This window comes from Microbacterium fluminis (assembly GCF_051549805.1).
Taxonomy (GTDB): domain Bacteria; phylum Actinomycetota; class Actinomycetes; order Actinomycetales; family Microbacteriaceae; genus Microbacterium.
In genome coordinates this window covers 371906-385616 of the sequence record NZ_CP196042.1, presented here as the reverse complement: position 1 = coordinate 385616, position 13711 = coordinate 371906, and the positions used below count along the sequence as shown (strand labels likewise).

At 73.6% G+C, this 13711-nt stretch carries 13 protein-coding genes and 1 pseudogene; 9 read left to right on the top strand and 5 right to left on the bottom strand.

Annotation, left to right across the window (positions count from 1 at the left end; all coding sequences use genetic code 11):
- Positions 1–171: 171 nt before the first annotated feature.
- On the top strand, positions 172–729 hold the full coding sequence (locus ACSJDX_RS01720) for a GIY-YIG nuclease family protein (protein WP_438355027.1): 558 nt from the start codon (positions 172–174) through the stop codon (positions 727–729).
- A 16-nt stretch (positions 730–745) separates the two neighbouring features.
- Here the strand turns inward: ACSJDX_RS01720 and ACSJDX_RS01715 are convergent, their stop codons facing one another.
- Positions 746–1897 carry an SLC13 family permease gene (locus ACSJDX_RS01715; protein WP_438353873.1) on the bottom strand — a complete coding sequence of 384 codons (1152 nt, stop codon included), beginning with the start codon at positions 1895–1897 and terminating at the stop codon, positions 746–748.
- A gap of 78 nt (positions 1898–1975) precedes the next feature.
- A complete protein-coding gene (locus tag ACSJDX_RS01710) occupies positions 1976–2746 on the bottom strand; it encodes an SDR family NAD(P)-dependent oxidoreductase (RefSeq protein WP_438353872.1) in 771 nt (256 codons plus the stop codon).
- A 68-nt stretch (positions 2747–2814) separates the two neighbouring features.
- On the opposite strand from ACSJDX_RS01710, the gene ACSJDX_RS01705 reads away from it, so the two are divergent.
- A complete protein-coding gene (locus tag ACSJDX_RS01705) occupies positions 2815–3384 on the top strand; it encodes a TetR/AcrR family transcriptional regulator (protein WP_438353871.1) in 570 nt (189 codons plus the stop codon).
- Positions 3385–3437: 53 nt separating this feature from the next.
- Positions 3438–3749 carry a DUF7882 family protein gene (locus ACSJDX_RS01700; RefSeq protein WP_438353870.1) on the top strand — a complete coding sequence of 104 codons (312 nt, stop codon included), beginning with the start codon at positions 3438–3440 and terminating at the stop codon, positions 3747–3749.
- 130 nt (positions 3750–3879) lie between these two features.
- Here the strand turns inward: ACSJDX_RS01700 and ACSJDX_RS01695 are convergent.
- The 3 genes and pseudogenes from ACSJDX_RS01695 to ACSJDX_RS01685 all read right to left on the bottom strand — a co-directional run.
- Positions 3880–4182: pseudogene (locus ACSJDX_RS01695) on the bottom strand (DUF7882 family protein); the annotation flags it as partial.
- 371 nt (positions 4183–4553) lie between these two features.
- A complete protein-coding gene (locus tag ACSJDX_RS01690) occupies positions 4554–5189 on the bottom strand; it encodes an NADPH-dependent F420 reductase (RefSeq protein ID WP_438353869.1) in 636 nt (211 codons plus the stop codon).
- A 24-nt stretch (positions 5190–5213) separates the two neighbouring features.
- A complete protein-coding gene (locus tag ACSJDX_RS01685; RefSeq protein WP_438353868.1) occupies positions 5214–6407 on the bottom strand; it encodes an ROK family transcriptional regulator in 1194 nt (397 codons plus the stop codon).
- Between the two features lie 82 nt (positions 6408–6489).
- On the opposite strand from ACSJDX_RS01685, the gene xylA reads away from it, so the two are divergent.
- The 6 genes from xylA (at position 6490) to ACSJDX_RS01655 (ending at position 13670) form a co-directional block, all read left to right on the top strand.
- A complete protein-coding gene (xylA, locus tag ACSJDX_RS01680) occupies positions 6490–7692 on the top strand; it encodes a xylose isomerase (protein WP_438353867.1) in 1203 nt (400 codons plus the stop codon).
- 128 nt (positions 7693–7820) lie between these two features.
- On the top strand, positions 7821–9149 hold the full coding sequence (locus tag ACSJDX_RS01675; protein ID WP_438353866.1) for a xylulokinase: 1329 nt from the start codon (positions 7821–7823) through the stop codon (positions 9147–9149).
- Between the two features lie 425 nt (positions 9150–9574).
- Complete coding sequence (locus ACSJDX_RS01670) at positions 9575–10432, top strand: transposase (RefSeq protein WP_438353865.1); 858 nt, start codon at positions 9575–9577, stop codon at positions 10430–10432.
- 170 nt (positions 10433–10602) lie between these two features.
- Complete coding sequence (locus tag ACSJDX_RS01665) at positions 10603–11823, top strand: alpha/beta fold hydrolase (protein ID WP_438353864.1); 1221 nt, start codon at positions 10603–10605, stop codon at positions 11821–11823.
- A 138-nt stretch (positions 11824–11961) separates the two neighbouring features.
- On the top strand, positions 11962–13161 hold the full coding sequence (locus tag ACSJDX_RS01660; RefSeq protein WP_438353863.1) for a cation:proton antiporter: 1200 nt from the start codon (positions 11962–11964) through the stop codon (positions 13159–13161).
- On the top strand, positions 13158–13670 hold the full coding sequence (locus ACSJDX_RS01655) for a glutaminase (RefSeq protein WP_438353862.1): 513 nt from the start codon (positions 13158–13160) through the stop codon (positions 13668–13670). The genes ACSJDX_RS01660 and ACSJDX_RS01655 overlap by 4 nt, the downstream gene beginning before the upstream one ends.
- The last annotated feature ends 41 nt before the right edge of the window (positions 13671–13711 follow it).

Sequence of the window (13711 nt, the reverse complement as noted above, 5' to 3'; positions counted from 1 at the left end):
ATCCGAGCGGGGTGTCGTGTCGGGGGTCCGCGGGATGATCTGCGCAACTCCTCCGATCCGGCGGGATCCCTCCCGGTGCGGGGGCTCCGGGGACCCACCGACCCGGATCGGAGGAGTTCGGAGGGCGGAGGTGCGGGTGAGCACATGGTCGAGGTGACGCGGGTGCCGGGCATGGCGGTGAGCGGATGCCTCGTCGACGACGACGAGTGCGCGGGCGGGGTCGAGGCATCCGCGCCGATCGCGCTGTGCGCGCGTCATTCGGCGGTCGCCGCCGAGTGGGCGGGTCACGCGGACGGGGTCACCGATCTGCTGCCCGCGCCCTGCCGACTGTGCGGCTCGCGGCTGGGCGTGCGCTGGCCGACCGGGTGGCTGTGCGCCGTCTGCGAGTGGCGGCACGGCGAGATCCCCGACGCCGATCTGGCGCCCCCGCGCGTCGACGTCGTGTACTACCTGCGATTCGCCGATCGCGTGAAGATCGGGACGACCGCGGACCCCCGACAGCGGTTCGCGGCGATCCGGCACGACGATGTCCTGGCGCTCGAGCGCGGCGACCGTGCGCTCGAGCAGCGCCGGCACGCCGAGTTCGCCGCCTGGCGCCACGCGCGCACCGAGTGGTTCGCGCTGTCCGATCCGATCCGCGCGCACGTGGCGGCGCTCGGTGCGGGCGTGCGCGATCCGTGGGACCTGCTCGCGCGCTGGCGCAGCGAGGCGCTCGCAGCCCGGGGGTGAAGGGCCTGCGGATGCGTCAGGCGTGGATCAGCGGGAGCACCGCGAGCGCGACGGTCACCGGCGCGACCGCGAGTCCGAGGAGCACGAAGCGGCCCCACCGCACCTCGACGCCCATCCCCACGAGCCGGTCGTGCCACAGCAGGGTGGCCAGCGACGCCCACGGCGTGATGAGCGGGCCGGCGTTCACGCCGATCAGCAGCGCCGCGATCGCCGCCGGCGAGTGCGCCGACGACTCCAGCGCCAGGTACGCGGGCAGGTTGTTGGCGACGTTCGCTCCGACGAGCCCCGCTCCGGCCATGCGCCACAGGTCGCCGAGGCCGTCGCCCTGTCCCACGAGGGAGGCGATCACCCGCCCCGAGCCGAGCGCCTCGAGGGCACCGATCACCAGGAACAGCCCGCCCGCGAACAGCAGCAGCGCCCACGGCACCAGCCCGAACCGCAGCACGCGCGGCGCGCGCACGGCGTACACGACCGTCAGCGCGATCGCGGCCACCGTCGCCGGGATCCACGGGTCGAGCCCGCTCACCAGTGCCGGCAGCAGCAGTGCCACGACGATCGCCGCGGCCCGCAGCAGCACCCGGTCGCCCAGCACGGGCGACCGCGGCGGTCGGTGGGTGCCCACCAGCATCCGCCGATGGAGCACGAACACCACGACCGGCGGCACCAGCATCGCGATCAGCGCCGACCACCCCAGCAGCGCGACGAACGGCCCCGGGCCGTCGAATCCGAGCGGATGCATCGCCAGCAGGTTCGTGAGGTTCGACACCGGCAGCACGAGCGAGGCGGTGTTCGCCAGCCACACCGTGGTCAGCGCGAACGGCAGCGGAGGCAGCCCGCATGACCGGGCCAGCACGACCACGACCGGCGTGAGCAGCACCGCCGTGGTGTCCAGCGACAGGAACGCGGTCGTCACCGCGGCCAGCGCCACCACCAGCAGCCACAGCGCCCAGGTGCGTCCACGCGCGACGCGTCCGACGGCGTGCGCGACGACGTCGAACAGTCCCGCCTTGGCCGCGAGCTCGGCCACGACGGTCATGGCGACCACGAAGCCCAGCACCGGCGCGACGCGCTCGAGGATCGCCGTCGCATCGGAGACGGGCAGCACTCCGACGACGATCGCGGCCACCGCGAGGACGAGGAGCCCTGCCCCCACGATGGCGATGCGCACCAGGACATCTTCGTGCATCCCGGCCGGGGCCGCGGCACCGCCGCACGTCGCCTGTCCGGGGCCACCCGGCGGCGCGGATCAGGCGGCCGACCAGCCCCCGTCGCTCGCGAGCACGACGCCGTTGACGTTCACGCCGTCGTCGCTCAGGAGGAAGGTGATGGATGCCGCGAGCTCCTCCGGCTGCGCGAGGCCGGGCACCAGCGCCATCGCGCGCTGCACGCGCTCGGCGCCGAGCGGCGACGCGAAGGAGGCCTCGATGTTGGTCGCCGTCGCGCCGGGCGCCACGGCGTTGACGCGCAGACCGCTCGGGCCGTACATGAACGCGGTGCTCTTGGTGAGGCCCACGACGGCGTGCTTCGACGCGGTGTAGGCGGCTCCGGCCGCCGAGCCGCGGAGGGCCGCCTCGGAGGCGGTGTTGACGATCGAGCCCGCGCCGCGGGCGACCATCCCGGGAACGACGGCGCGCATGAGCTTCATGGTGCCGTCGACGTTCACGCGGAAGACGCGCTGCCAGACGGCGTCGGTGACCTCGCCGACGGGGGTCATGTCGTCCATGATCCCGGCGATGTTGGCCAGGCCGTCGACCACGGGGCCCGCCGCCTCCACGATGCGCGTCACCGCGGCGTCGTCGGTGATGTCGGCCACCAGCGCCACGATCTCGGCGTCCGGATGCGCCGCGGAGAAGTCGTCGAGACGGTCCTGGCTCACGTCCACCGCGACGACGCGGCCGCCTTCGCGCGCGATGCGCGATGCCGTGGCGCGCCCGATGCCGGACCCGGCGCCCGTGACGATCACGGTCTTACCGCGGAATCGTCCCTCGTCGATGCGCTCCGACCACGTGTCGGTCATGATCTTCTCCTCTTGCCGGGGTGTCCGGTTATGTACCGGACAACTCTGTCCGGTACTAGGCTACACGCGTGCCGGCGGAAGAAGGAAGGCCTGGGAAGGCCAATCGCGGCCCCATCGCGGGGCCCTCGAACCGACGGGCGCTGCTGGCGGCCGCGCGCGAGGTGTACCGCGACGTGGGCTTCAATGCGCCGTTCAGCGCGGTCGCCCGGCGAGCCGGTGTGGGCCAGGGCAGCCTCTACCGTCACTTCCCGGATCGCATCGCGCTGGGCGTGGCGCTCTTCGAGGAGAACGTCGCCGTGCTCGAGTCGCTCGTGGTCGATCCGACCGGGACGCTCGACGATCTGCTCGACCTCATCGTCGCTCAGGCGGTCGTCTCGACGGCGTTCATCGATCTGCTCGCCGCCCACGCGACCGATCAGCGCGTGATTCCGCTGGGTGCGCGCTACCGCGACGTGGTGGAGGCGCTCGTGGAACGGGACCGCCGCGCCGGGCGAGTGGCCGCCGACGTCGACGCCGACGATGTGCTCATCGCCACCGACATGCTCGCCACCGCCATCGCGCGCGCGGACCCTCCTCGGCGCGACGCCGTCGCCCGTCGGGCGCGCATCATCGTGCAGCCGAGGCACCCGCAGCCCTGACCGGTGCGCGCACGGGGCGCGATGCCCGTCACCTCGTTTGCTAGCCTCACCGCATGGGCCGCTTCATCTACGACACCGTGGCCAACGCGGTCGACATCGACGACCGCACCCTCGCGCACCTGCGCATCGTGGTGATGAACAAGCTGCGGCGCTCGGAGTCGTTCATGTTCGACGTCGAGGTCGGCGACGGGAGCGGTCGGCGCAGCTTCTGGATCCACCCGTCGGTGCCGTTGCAGTTCCACTTCTTCGGCAGCAGGCAGCCCCGGATCAACCGGCTGTGGGTCGAAGAGCTGATGCAGGTCGCGAGCGGACCGAACGGGCTGGCCATCGTGCCCGAGCCGGAGTCGCCCGACGGCGAGGAGTGATCCCGGCCGCTCAGCTCGCGGGCTGCACGTCGGACTCGCCGACGGTGAGCCGGTCGATCGTGAGGTTCTCGACCTCGACCGTGCCGACCGTGACATCGGCGCCCTCACCGGTGACCACCGGAACCTCGCCCGTGTCGAAGTGCTCGGCGACGAGCATGATCCCGCCCGACGAATTGGCCGAGTTCGACAGCTCCTCGATCCACTCGCGACTGAGCATCGCCGGCTCGGGATCGTCGAACACGAACCTCAGCGGGATCGACTCGTGCAGCCAGATCGTGCTGCGCCCGCGCGGCTGATCGTCGGGATGCCGCCACGACACCGTGAAGCTCTCGCCGCGCCGGAGCTTGGTCGCGATGACGACCTTGAGGTGCGCCAGCGCGCGGTCCTCGATATGGATCGGGGTGGCCGATCCTCCGTAGTAGATGGTGCCCACGCGATCACCCTAACCCCGGAGGGGGAGAAGCGAACCGCGGCGAATCCGGGGCTGTCAAGGGGATGCCCGGCGTGCGGCACGAGAGGCAGGGTGGAGGAGACGGATGCGAAGGAGGGCTGCCCCGTGGACGCCCCGCACGACGCGCAGGACCCCGGTGCGAGCGCGCCGCGAGCCGACGCGATGCCGGAGGTCCCCGGGATCGATGTGGTGGAGGGCGAGCTCATGCCACGCGGGCCGGCCACTCCCTCCGCGGCTCCGCCCGTCGCCGGACCCTGAGCGCGACCGGCGAGAACCGGCGCCGCAAATGACGACCGCCGGACCCCGTCACGGTGGACGGAGCCCGGCGGTTGAGTTGCGCGGGAGCCTGCGGGTCAGCGCTCGGCGCGTGCGAGGTTCGCGGTGAGCTCGTCGGCGTTCTGGGGTACGACGTAAGCCGGCTGGTCGCGCTCGACGCGCCAGCTGTCGGCCAGCGGGCCGATGTTCACGGTGTCGAAGCCGAACTCGTCGTACAGGGCGGTGACGAGGGCCGCGGCGTCGTCGGAGTCGCTCGCGGTGGCGAGGGCGCGACGCCCCGCGGTGCCGGCGGGAGAGCCGTCGGTGAGGATCTGCGTCGACATGATGTGATTGAACGCCTTGGCGACCTTCGACTCCGGCAGGTGCTCCTGGAGCATCTGCGACGTCGTGGTCTTCTTCTCGTCGAGCTCGGCGATGTGGCCGTCCCGCTCGAAGTAGTAGTTGTTGGTGTCGAGCACGATCTTGCCCGCGAGAGGCGCGACCGGCACCTCCTGGTAGGCCTTGAGCGGCACGGTGACGATCACGTAGTCGCCGGCGGTCGCGGCATCCGTCGCCGTCGCCGCCCGGGCCGTGCCGCCGATGTCGGCGACGAGGTCGGCGAGCGTCTCCGGCCCGCGCGAGTTGCTGATCACGACGTCGTAGCCGCGCTCGGCGAGGCCGCGCGCGAGGGTCGATCCGATGTTGCCTGCTCCGATGATTCCGACAGTTGTCATACCGGGAGGCAACGCGCCGCCGCGTCAGGCATTCCCCGCCGCGCCCATCGGCTCCGCGACGAGCGGGTCGGCCAGCAGTCCCGCGAACGCCGCCTCCGCGGCCCCGATCAGCAGACGGTCCTCGGCGAGCACGGCGGTGCGGATCTCGAGACCCTCGGCGTTCGCGGCCATCGACTGCGCCCGCACCTCGGCGTCGAGCAGCTCCGCGTCGAGGTCGGCGATCGTCGCGAGGAAGCCGCCGAGGATCACGATCTCGGGGTCGAGCACGTTGACGGCGTTCGCCAGCGCGGTGGCGAGGATGCGCCGCTGCCGGGCGAGTTCCGCCGTGACGGCGGGATCGATGGAGGAGGCCAGCGCCGCGGCGAGCGTCGGCTCGTCGGCGGCGGCCATTCCCACGGCGGCGAGGAGGCGCGCGCGGCTCACTTCGTCCTCGAGCACGCCCTCGTCGGCGCGGCGGTCGACGTCGGCGGCGATCCGCGGCCGGTTCTGGCCGAACTCGCCCGCGTAGCCGCCCGCGCCGCCCACCGGCATCCCTCCCACGATGAGTCCGCCGCCGATGCCGCTCGCGCCGCCGTTGAGGTAGACGAGGTCGTCGATCCCGCGGCCGGCGCCGAAGATGTGCTCGGCGACGGCCCCGAGGTTGGCGTCGTTGCCGACGACGGTCGGGATGCCGGTGGCATCGGCCACGAGGGTGCGCACAGGCGCGTCGGTCCACCTGAGGTGCGGCGCGTCGCGCACGATGCCGTCGGCGCTGCGCACGAGGCCGGGGACGGCGAGCCCGATGCCCGCGATGCGCGCGTCGGCGAGCGCGCCGCGCCGCCACGCCGCGATGCGCTCGGCGAGGATCGAGGCGGTCTCCTCGGGCGTGAGCAGGTGGTCGACGTCGATGCGCTCGCGCACGACGATGCCGCGGTCGAGTCCGACGGCGCCGAGGGTGAGCGCGTCGACCTCGGGGTTGGCGGCGATCGCCACGACGGCGGGGTCGGCGACGACGAGCGGAGACGGTCGACCGACGCGGCGAGAGGCGTCGGGTGCGTGCTCCTGCACGAGCCCCAACCGCACGAGTCCGGCGACGAGGTCGGCGACGGTGGAGCGGTTGAGTCCCGTGGTCTCGGTGAGCGCGGCGCGGGAGAGCGGACCGCCCTGGTGGACGAGTCGCAGCACGAGCGCGAGATTGCGTCGCCGGACGCCCTCGACGGTGCCCGCGGAATCGCTCATCCGCCCACTGTAGGAGATGGACGCGGCATCCGTTCTGCTATAGGTTGTCGCTGGCAACATTTATGCGCGAAGGAGCTCACCCATGCCCACCAGCGGCCCCACCCCCACCCGCGCCGACAGGTTCTCGTTCGGCCTGTGGACCATCGGCTACAACGGCGCCGATCCGTTCGGCGGCCCCACGCGCCCGGCGCTCGACGTCGTGCACGCCGTGGAGAAGCTCGCCGAGCTGGGCGCCTACGGGCTCACCTTCCACGACGACGACCTGTTCGCATTCGGGTCGACCGAGGCCGAGCGCCAGACGCAGATCGACCGCCTGAAGGGCGCGATGGCCGACACCGGCATCGTCGTGCCGATGGTGACGACGAACCTCTTCTCGGCGCCGGTGTTCAAGGACGGCGGATTCACCTCGAACGACCGCGACGTGCGCCGCTACGCGCTGCGCAAGGTGTTCCGCCAGCTCGACCTCGGTGCCGAGCTCGGTGCGCAGACGTTCGTGATGTGGGGCGGCCGCGAGGGTGCCGAGTACGACTCGGCCAAGGACATCCGCCAAGCGCTCGAGCGCTACCGCGAGGCCGTGAACCTGCTCGGCGACTACGTCGTCGACAAGGGCTACGACATGCGCTTCGCCATCGAGCCCAAGCCCAACGAGCCGCGCGGCGACATCCTGCTGCCGACCCTCGGTCACGCGATCGCGTTCATCGACTCGCTCGAGCGGCCCGAGCTCGTCGGCCTCAACCCCGAGGTCGGGCACGAGCAGATGGCGGGGCTGAACTTCGCCGCCGGCATCGCCCAGGCGCTCTACCACGGCAAGCTCTTCCACATCGACCTCAACGGTCAGCGCGGCATCAAGTACGACCAGGACCTCGTGTTCGGCCACGGGGACCTGCACAATGCGTTCGCGCTCGTCGACCTCCTCGAGAACGGCGGACCCGGCGGGGTGCCCGCCTACGACGGTCCGCGGCACTTCGACTACAAGCCCTCGCGCACCGAGGACGAGCGAGGCGTGTGGGACTCCGCCGCCGCCAACATGCGCACCTACCTGCTGCTCAAGGAGCGGGCGGCGGCGTTCCGCGCCGACCCCGAGGTGCAGGAGGCGCTCGCCGCCGCCCGTGTCGACGAGCTGTCGGTGCCGACCCTCGACGAGGGCGAGAGCTACGACGACTTCCTCGCGGACCGCTCCGCGTACGAGGACTTCGATGCCGACGCGTACTTCGGCGGCAAGGGCTTCGGCTTCGTGCGTCTGCAGCAGCTCGCCACCGAGCACCTGCTCGGCGCGCGCGGCTGACGCGACGCGCCGCCCGGCCACGAGGCCGGGCGAGTGTCCACGACATGCCGTCCGTTCCGCACGGTGACGGCATGTCGTGGACACTGAACGGTGAGCCGAGGGCGAGAACGCAGAGCTGAGGAGGCGCCATGGCGCGGGTGATGGGTGTCGATTCGTCGACGCAGTCGTGCAAGGTCGTGATCGCCGAAGTCGGTGTCGGCGACGACGGCGATGGGCGCACGGATGCCGTGCTGCGCGTCGTGCGCGAGGGACGGGCATCGCACCCCGACGGCACAGAGGTCGACCCCGAGGCGTGGTGGAGCGCTCTGCGGTCCGCGATCGCCGACGCCGGCGGCCTCGACGACGTCGCCGCCTGGGCGATCGGCGGACAGCAGCACGGCATGGTCGCGCTCGATGCCGACGGCCGGGTCATCCGGCCCGCGCTCCTCTGGAACGACACCCGCTCGGCGGGCGCCGCGGCCGACCTCATCGCCGAGTTCGGTGCGGAGGCGCTGGCCGAGCGCACCGGCCTCGTGCCCGTGGCATCCTTCACCCTCACCAAGCTCCGGTGGCTGCGCGATTCGGAACCCGAGAACGCGGCGCGCGTCGCGGCCGTCGCCCTCCCGCACGACTGGCTCACGTGGCGCCTGCGCGGATTCGGTCCGGACTCGCCGCGCGGTCCGGTGCTCGACGAGCTCACGACGGACCGGTCGGATGCCTCGGGTACCGGCTACTGGGACCCCCGCACCGGTGCGTACGACCGCGAGCTGCTCGTCTCCGCGCTCGGCCACGATGCGGTGCTGCCGCGCGTGCTGGGTCCTCACGATTGGGTGCTCGACGCGGACGGGCGCCGCGTGGGACCGGGCGCCGGCGACAACGCGGGCGCCGCGCTGGGCCTGGACGCCCGGCCGGGCGACGTCGTGGTCTCGATCGGCACGAGCGGCACCGTCTTCGCGGTGAGCGAGGAGCGCACGATCGATCCCACGGGTACGGTCGCGGGGTTCGCCGACGCGGGCGGACGGTTCCTGCCGCTCGTGGCCACTCTCAACGCCGCGCGCGTGCTCGACGCGATCGCGCGCCTCCTCGGCGCCGACCACGCCGAGCTCAGCCGCCTCGCCCTCGCTGCTGGCCCCGGCGCCAGGGGCCTCACCCTCGTGCCCTACTTCGAGGGCGAGCGCACGCCGAATCTGCCCGACGCGACGGCGTCCCTCACCGGCATGACGCTCGCCTCGACGACCCGAGAGAACCTCGCCCGCGCCGCGGTCGAGGGGATGCTCGGCGGACTGTCGGCGGGGCTCGACGCCCTCCGCGCGCTCGGTGTGCCGCTCGAACGGGCGCTCCTCGTCGGCGGCGGGGCGCAGTCCGAGGCCGTGCGGGCGATCGCGCCGCTCGTGCTCGGCCTGCCCGTCGAGGTGCCCGAGCCCGGCGAGTACGTCGCGCTCGGCGCCGCGCGCCAGGCGGCCCGCATCGTCGCCTGACCCGCGCCGCCGGCGCCGCGCGCACAACTCAGGCTGCGCGCGTACGGCGGCGCCGCAGGGGTTCGGACTTCCGTGGCTGATCGGCCGCGCCCGGGCAGACCAGCCTGAGTTGTGAACGCCGGACCACTGCCCCGGCCCAGGCGGAAGGCCCGCACGAGGCCAGGCACCCCGCCCGCTCCCCCCGGGATCCGCCCGCACCCGGTACCCCCGGGATCCCCCCCGCACTCGCCGGCACCCGGTACCCCCGGCATCCGCCGGCACCCGGTACCCCCCGGGGCATCCCCTCCGTGGCTGCGGGTGCACAACTCCGGCTATCCGCTCCGGCCGCCGGGATACCGGTCCGGAGTTCCGCGGCCCGGCGGTCGCACCCGGGCCGACGAGCCGGAGTCGTGCACACCGCCCCTCCCGCGGAGCAGAATGGGGCCATGCCGGACGGGGACGAGGATGCCGCGGGCGACGAGATCGCCGCGGTCGACGCGATCGCCGAGGAGCTCTACGTGCTGCCGCCTGCCGGGTTCACGGCGGCCCGCAACGCCCGCGCCACGGCAGCGGACCGTGCGATCACCGCGCGGGTGAAGGCTCTGCGCAAGCCCACGGTCGCCGCGTGGGCGGTGAATCTCCTCGTGCGCGAGGGGCAGGTCGCCGAGGCGGTCGAGCTGTCCGCAGCGCTGCGGGAGGCGCAGGACGACCTGGATGCCGCCGAGCTCGCCCAGCTCTCGCGCCAGCGCCGCGCGCTCGTGGCCGCGCTCGCCGGTCAGGCCGCGGGTCTCGCCGCCGACGCGGGCGTCCCGGTGAGCGCGGCGGCGCGGGACGACGTCGAGAAGACCCTCAACGCGGCGATCGTCGACGCCGACGCTGCAGCGGCGGTGCTCACCGGACGGCTGGTCACCGCGCTCGAGGCCGGCGCATTCGACCCGGCCGACCTTCCCGACGCGGTCGGCGGATCGCTCCCCGGTGCCGCGGCGCCCGCGCCGCGCGACGACCTCGCCGAGCGACGCGCGCGCAAGGCGGCGGAGAAGGCCGCGCGCGAGGCCGAGCGGCTCGAGAACGAGTCCGCCCGAGAGCTGGCCCGCATCGACGCGCGCAAAGAGAAGGCGCAGGAGCGCCTCGACCACCTCCGGGAGCGCATCGACGACCTGCGCGGCGAGCTGCGGAAGTTCGAGACCGACGCGGATGCCGCCGCCACCGCGCTGGCCGAGATCGAGACCGACCGCGCCGAGGCCGCGAAGGCCGCGGCATCCGCCTCGTCCGCCGCCCGGGCCGCGCGCTCCGCGCTCGACTGACCCGCCCCCGCCCCGCCCCGCCCCTCGCCCCTCCTCCTCCGGCGAGACTGCACTGCGGCATCGAGACCGCGGCGGACCGCACGGGTTTCGATGCCGCGGTGCGGTCTCGCCGGAGGGTGCGCGGCGAAACCAGGGCGGCGTCTGCGGAGCGAGTAGGCCAAGATCGAGCCATGGGGGAGCGCACCCACGCACGCAGCGGACGCCGGCACGCCATCTCGGCCGGTGTCTTCGCCGTCGTGCTCGCGCTGATCGGCGGGCTCATCGGTGCCCAGGAGCTGCGCCTGCTCGGCGACGTCGGCGCCGGAGACTCCCGGGCCGCGTTCTACGCCGCGCCCTCGCCCGTCCCGACGGGGACGCCGGGCGCTCTCATCAAAAGCCAGGAGCTCACCGGCACCCCGCTCGCCTCGCGGGCATGGCGCCTGATGTACCACTCCACCGACCTGAACGGGAAGGATGTCGTGGTCACCGGCATCCTCGTCGTGCCCCTCGCCCCCGCCCCGCCCGGCGGGCGCACCGTGCTGTCGTGGGGGCATCCCACCACCGGCTCGGCCGCCGCGTGCGCGCCGTCGTACGGCTTCGACCCCTTCATCGGGATCGAGGGCCTGCGCGCGCTCCTCGACCGCGGCTACGCCGTCGTCGGGACCGACTACGCCGGCATGGGCACGCCCGGCCCCGACTCCTACCTCGTGGGCGCCACCGAGGCGCACAACATGCTCGACGCGGTGCGCGCGGCACAGGCGATCCCGGCGGCCGAGGCGAGCGATCGCGTGATCCTGTGGGGCCACTCGCAGGGAGGGCAGGCGGTGCTGCGCGCCGCCGAGCTCGCGGCGGCGTACGCCCCCGAGCTCGACCTCCAGGCGGTGGCCGTGGCCGCGCCGGCCGCGAACCTGACCGACCTCATGAAGGCGCACCTCGACGACATCTCGGGCGTCACGATCGGCTCGTACGCCTTCACCGCGTACGCCGGGATCTACGGGCCGAGCACTCCCGGCGCGCAGCTGGACGACATCCTCACCCCCGACGCGGTCGCGGCCATGCCGTCCATGAACGCCCTGTGCCTGCTGACGAGCATCCCGCAGCTGCACGCGATCGGGCAGCCGCTCGTGGGGAACTTCTTCCGGGCCGACCCGACCACGACCGAGCCGTGGAAGACGCTGCTGGCCGAGAACTCCGCCGGCCAGGTGGCGTTCGACGCGCCGCTGTTCGTGGCGCAGGGCGGCGACGACCAGCTCGTGATCCCGGCCGACACGGCGGCGTTCGTCGCGCACGAGCAGGCCCTCGGCATCGACGTCACGTTCGAGCAGATCTCCTTCGCCACCCACGGCACGGTCGCCTACCTCGCCATCCCGGGGCTGATGGAGTTCCTCGACCGCCACGTGGCCGCCCGCTGACGCCCGTCGGCCCAGGAGACCCTCGGCCGGCCCCTGACGCCCGCCGGTCCGCCTGTCCGGCGCGCTGCGGCCCGCCTGTCCCGCGCGCCGCCGTCCGCGGAACCCCGCCCCCGGCATCCCGCTCGCTACTCTGAGCGCGTGAACGTCGACCTGAGCACCCTGCTCGTGATCCCGCTCGTCGCCGTCGTCGCCCCGCTGCTGGCCCGCGGCATCGCGCCGTGGCTGCCCGTGCCGATCGTCGTGTTCGAACTGGTGCTCGGCATCGTGGTGGGCCCGAACGTGCTGAACTGGGCGCAGCCGTCGGGCTTCGCCGACACGCTCTCGGACTTCGGACTCGCGATGCTTTTCTTCGTCGCCGGCACCGAGATCCAGGTCGCCGCGCTGCGAGGACGCACCGGCGCCCGGGCGGCTCTCGGCTGGGTGATCAGCCTCGCCGCCGGCGTGGCGCTGGGCTGGATCCTGGCGCCCGGCGAGGCGGCGATCGTGCTCGGCATCGCGCTGTGCTCCACCGCGCTCGGCACGCTCCTCCCGATCCTCCGCGACGCCGGCGAGCTGAGCACGCCGTTCGGGCACAGCGTGAGCGCCCTCGGCGCGGTGGGCGAGTTCGGTCCGCTGCTGGCCGTCTCGGTCTTCCTCGGCAGCCGGAGCCCGGGGCCGGCGACGGTCGTGCTGGCCGTCTTCGCGGTCATCGCGGCCGCGGCCGTGTGGTGGGCGCTGCGCATTCCGCAGGGCGCGCTGCACCGGGCCGTGAACGCGACCCTGCACACCTCGGGGCAGTTCGCGGTGCGGGTCGTGCTCCTCATCCTCGCCGCGCTCGTCGCGGTGAGCCTGCTCCTGGGCATCGACATGCTCCTGGGCGCGTTCACCGCGGGCATCGTGTGGCGGCTGGCGATGCGTGAGGCCGACCCGCGCGACCGGGAGGCCGTCGAGAGCAAGATCGAGGCGATCGCGTTCGGCTTCCTCGTGCCCATCTTCTTCGTCTACACCGGCGTCACGTTCGACCTGGCCGCGCTCCTGCAGGCGCCGGTGCTCCTGGTGGGCGTCGTGGCCGCGCTCCTGGCACTCCTGGTGGTGCGCGGCATCCCGTCGATGCTCGCGGCGCCGCCGGGGGCGAGCACCCGCGGTCGGCTGTCGATCGCCTTCATGGGGGCGACGGGCCTGCCGATCATCGTGGCCGTGACCGCCGCGGGGGTCGACGCGCACGTGCTGTCGACGTCGCACGCCGCCATGCTGGTGGGGGCGGGGATGCTGTCGGTGCTCGTCTTCCCGCTGGTGGGCATGACCCTCCGCGGCGAGCGGCGGAGCGTCCGCGAGGCGATCTCCGAGGAGCCCGCGTGAGCAGTCCCGACGGGCCCGCCGCCATGCTCGACGCGCTCCTCGCCGACGCCCGGCGGCATCTGGCGGGCGCGCCTCGCGAGGCGCTCGGCGAGCTGCAGACCGGACGCCGCACGCTCGGCATCCCGCGCGCGCCGCGCGTGCTCCGCCGCGGTGAGGCCTGGCATCTCGGGGTGCTGCTGCTCGGGGACGACGCGGTGTACGCCACCGGCGACGTCGTGCGCGCCCGAGAGGAGGCGCGCCGCGGGTTCCCGTCCGAGGCGCAGCGCCACCGGGCCGAGATCGCGGCCGCCGCGCGGCGCGGCGGTTACGCCGAGGGGGAGACCGTGCACCTCGGGTGGGAGGCGATCGACCTGTCCGCCGTCGCGGCGGGGGAGGCATCCGGCCCCCTCTCGCTCCGCGACGGAGTGCCGAGCGTCCGCTGGAGCGCGGCCGGCGGCCACGTCCCGCTGGAGCGGTATCTCGCCGAGCGCATCGAGCTGCTCACCCACCCGCCGGCGGGCGCGACCTGATCCGGGGATCCATCGATCGGACGCCCCTCCGCCTCCGGAAG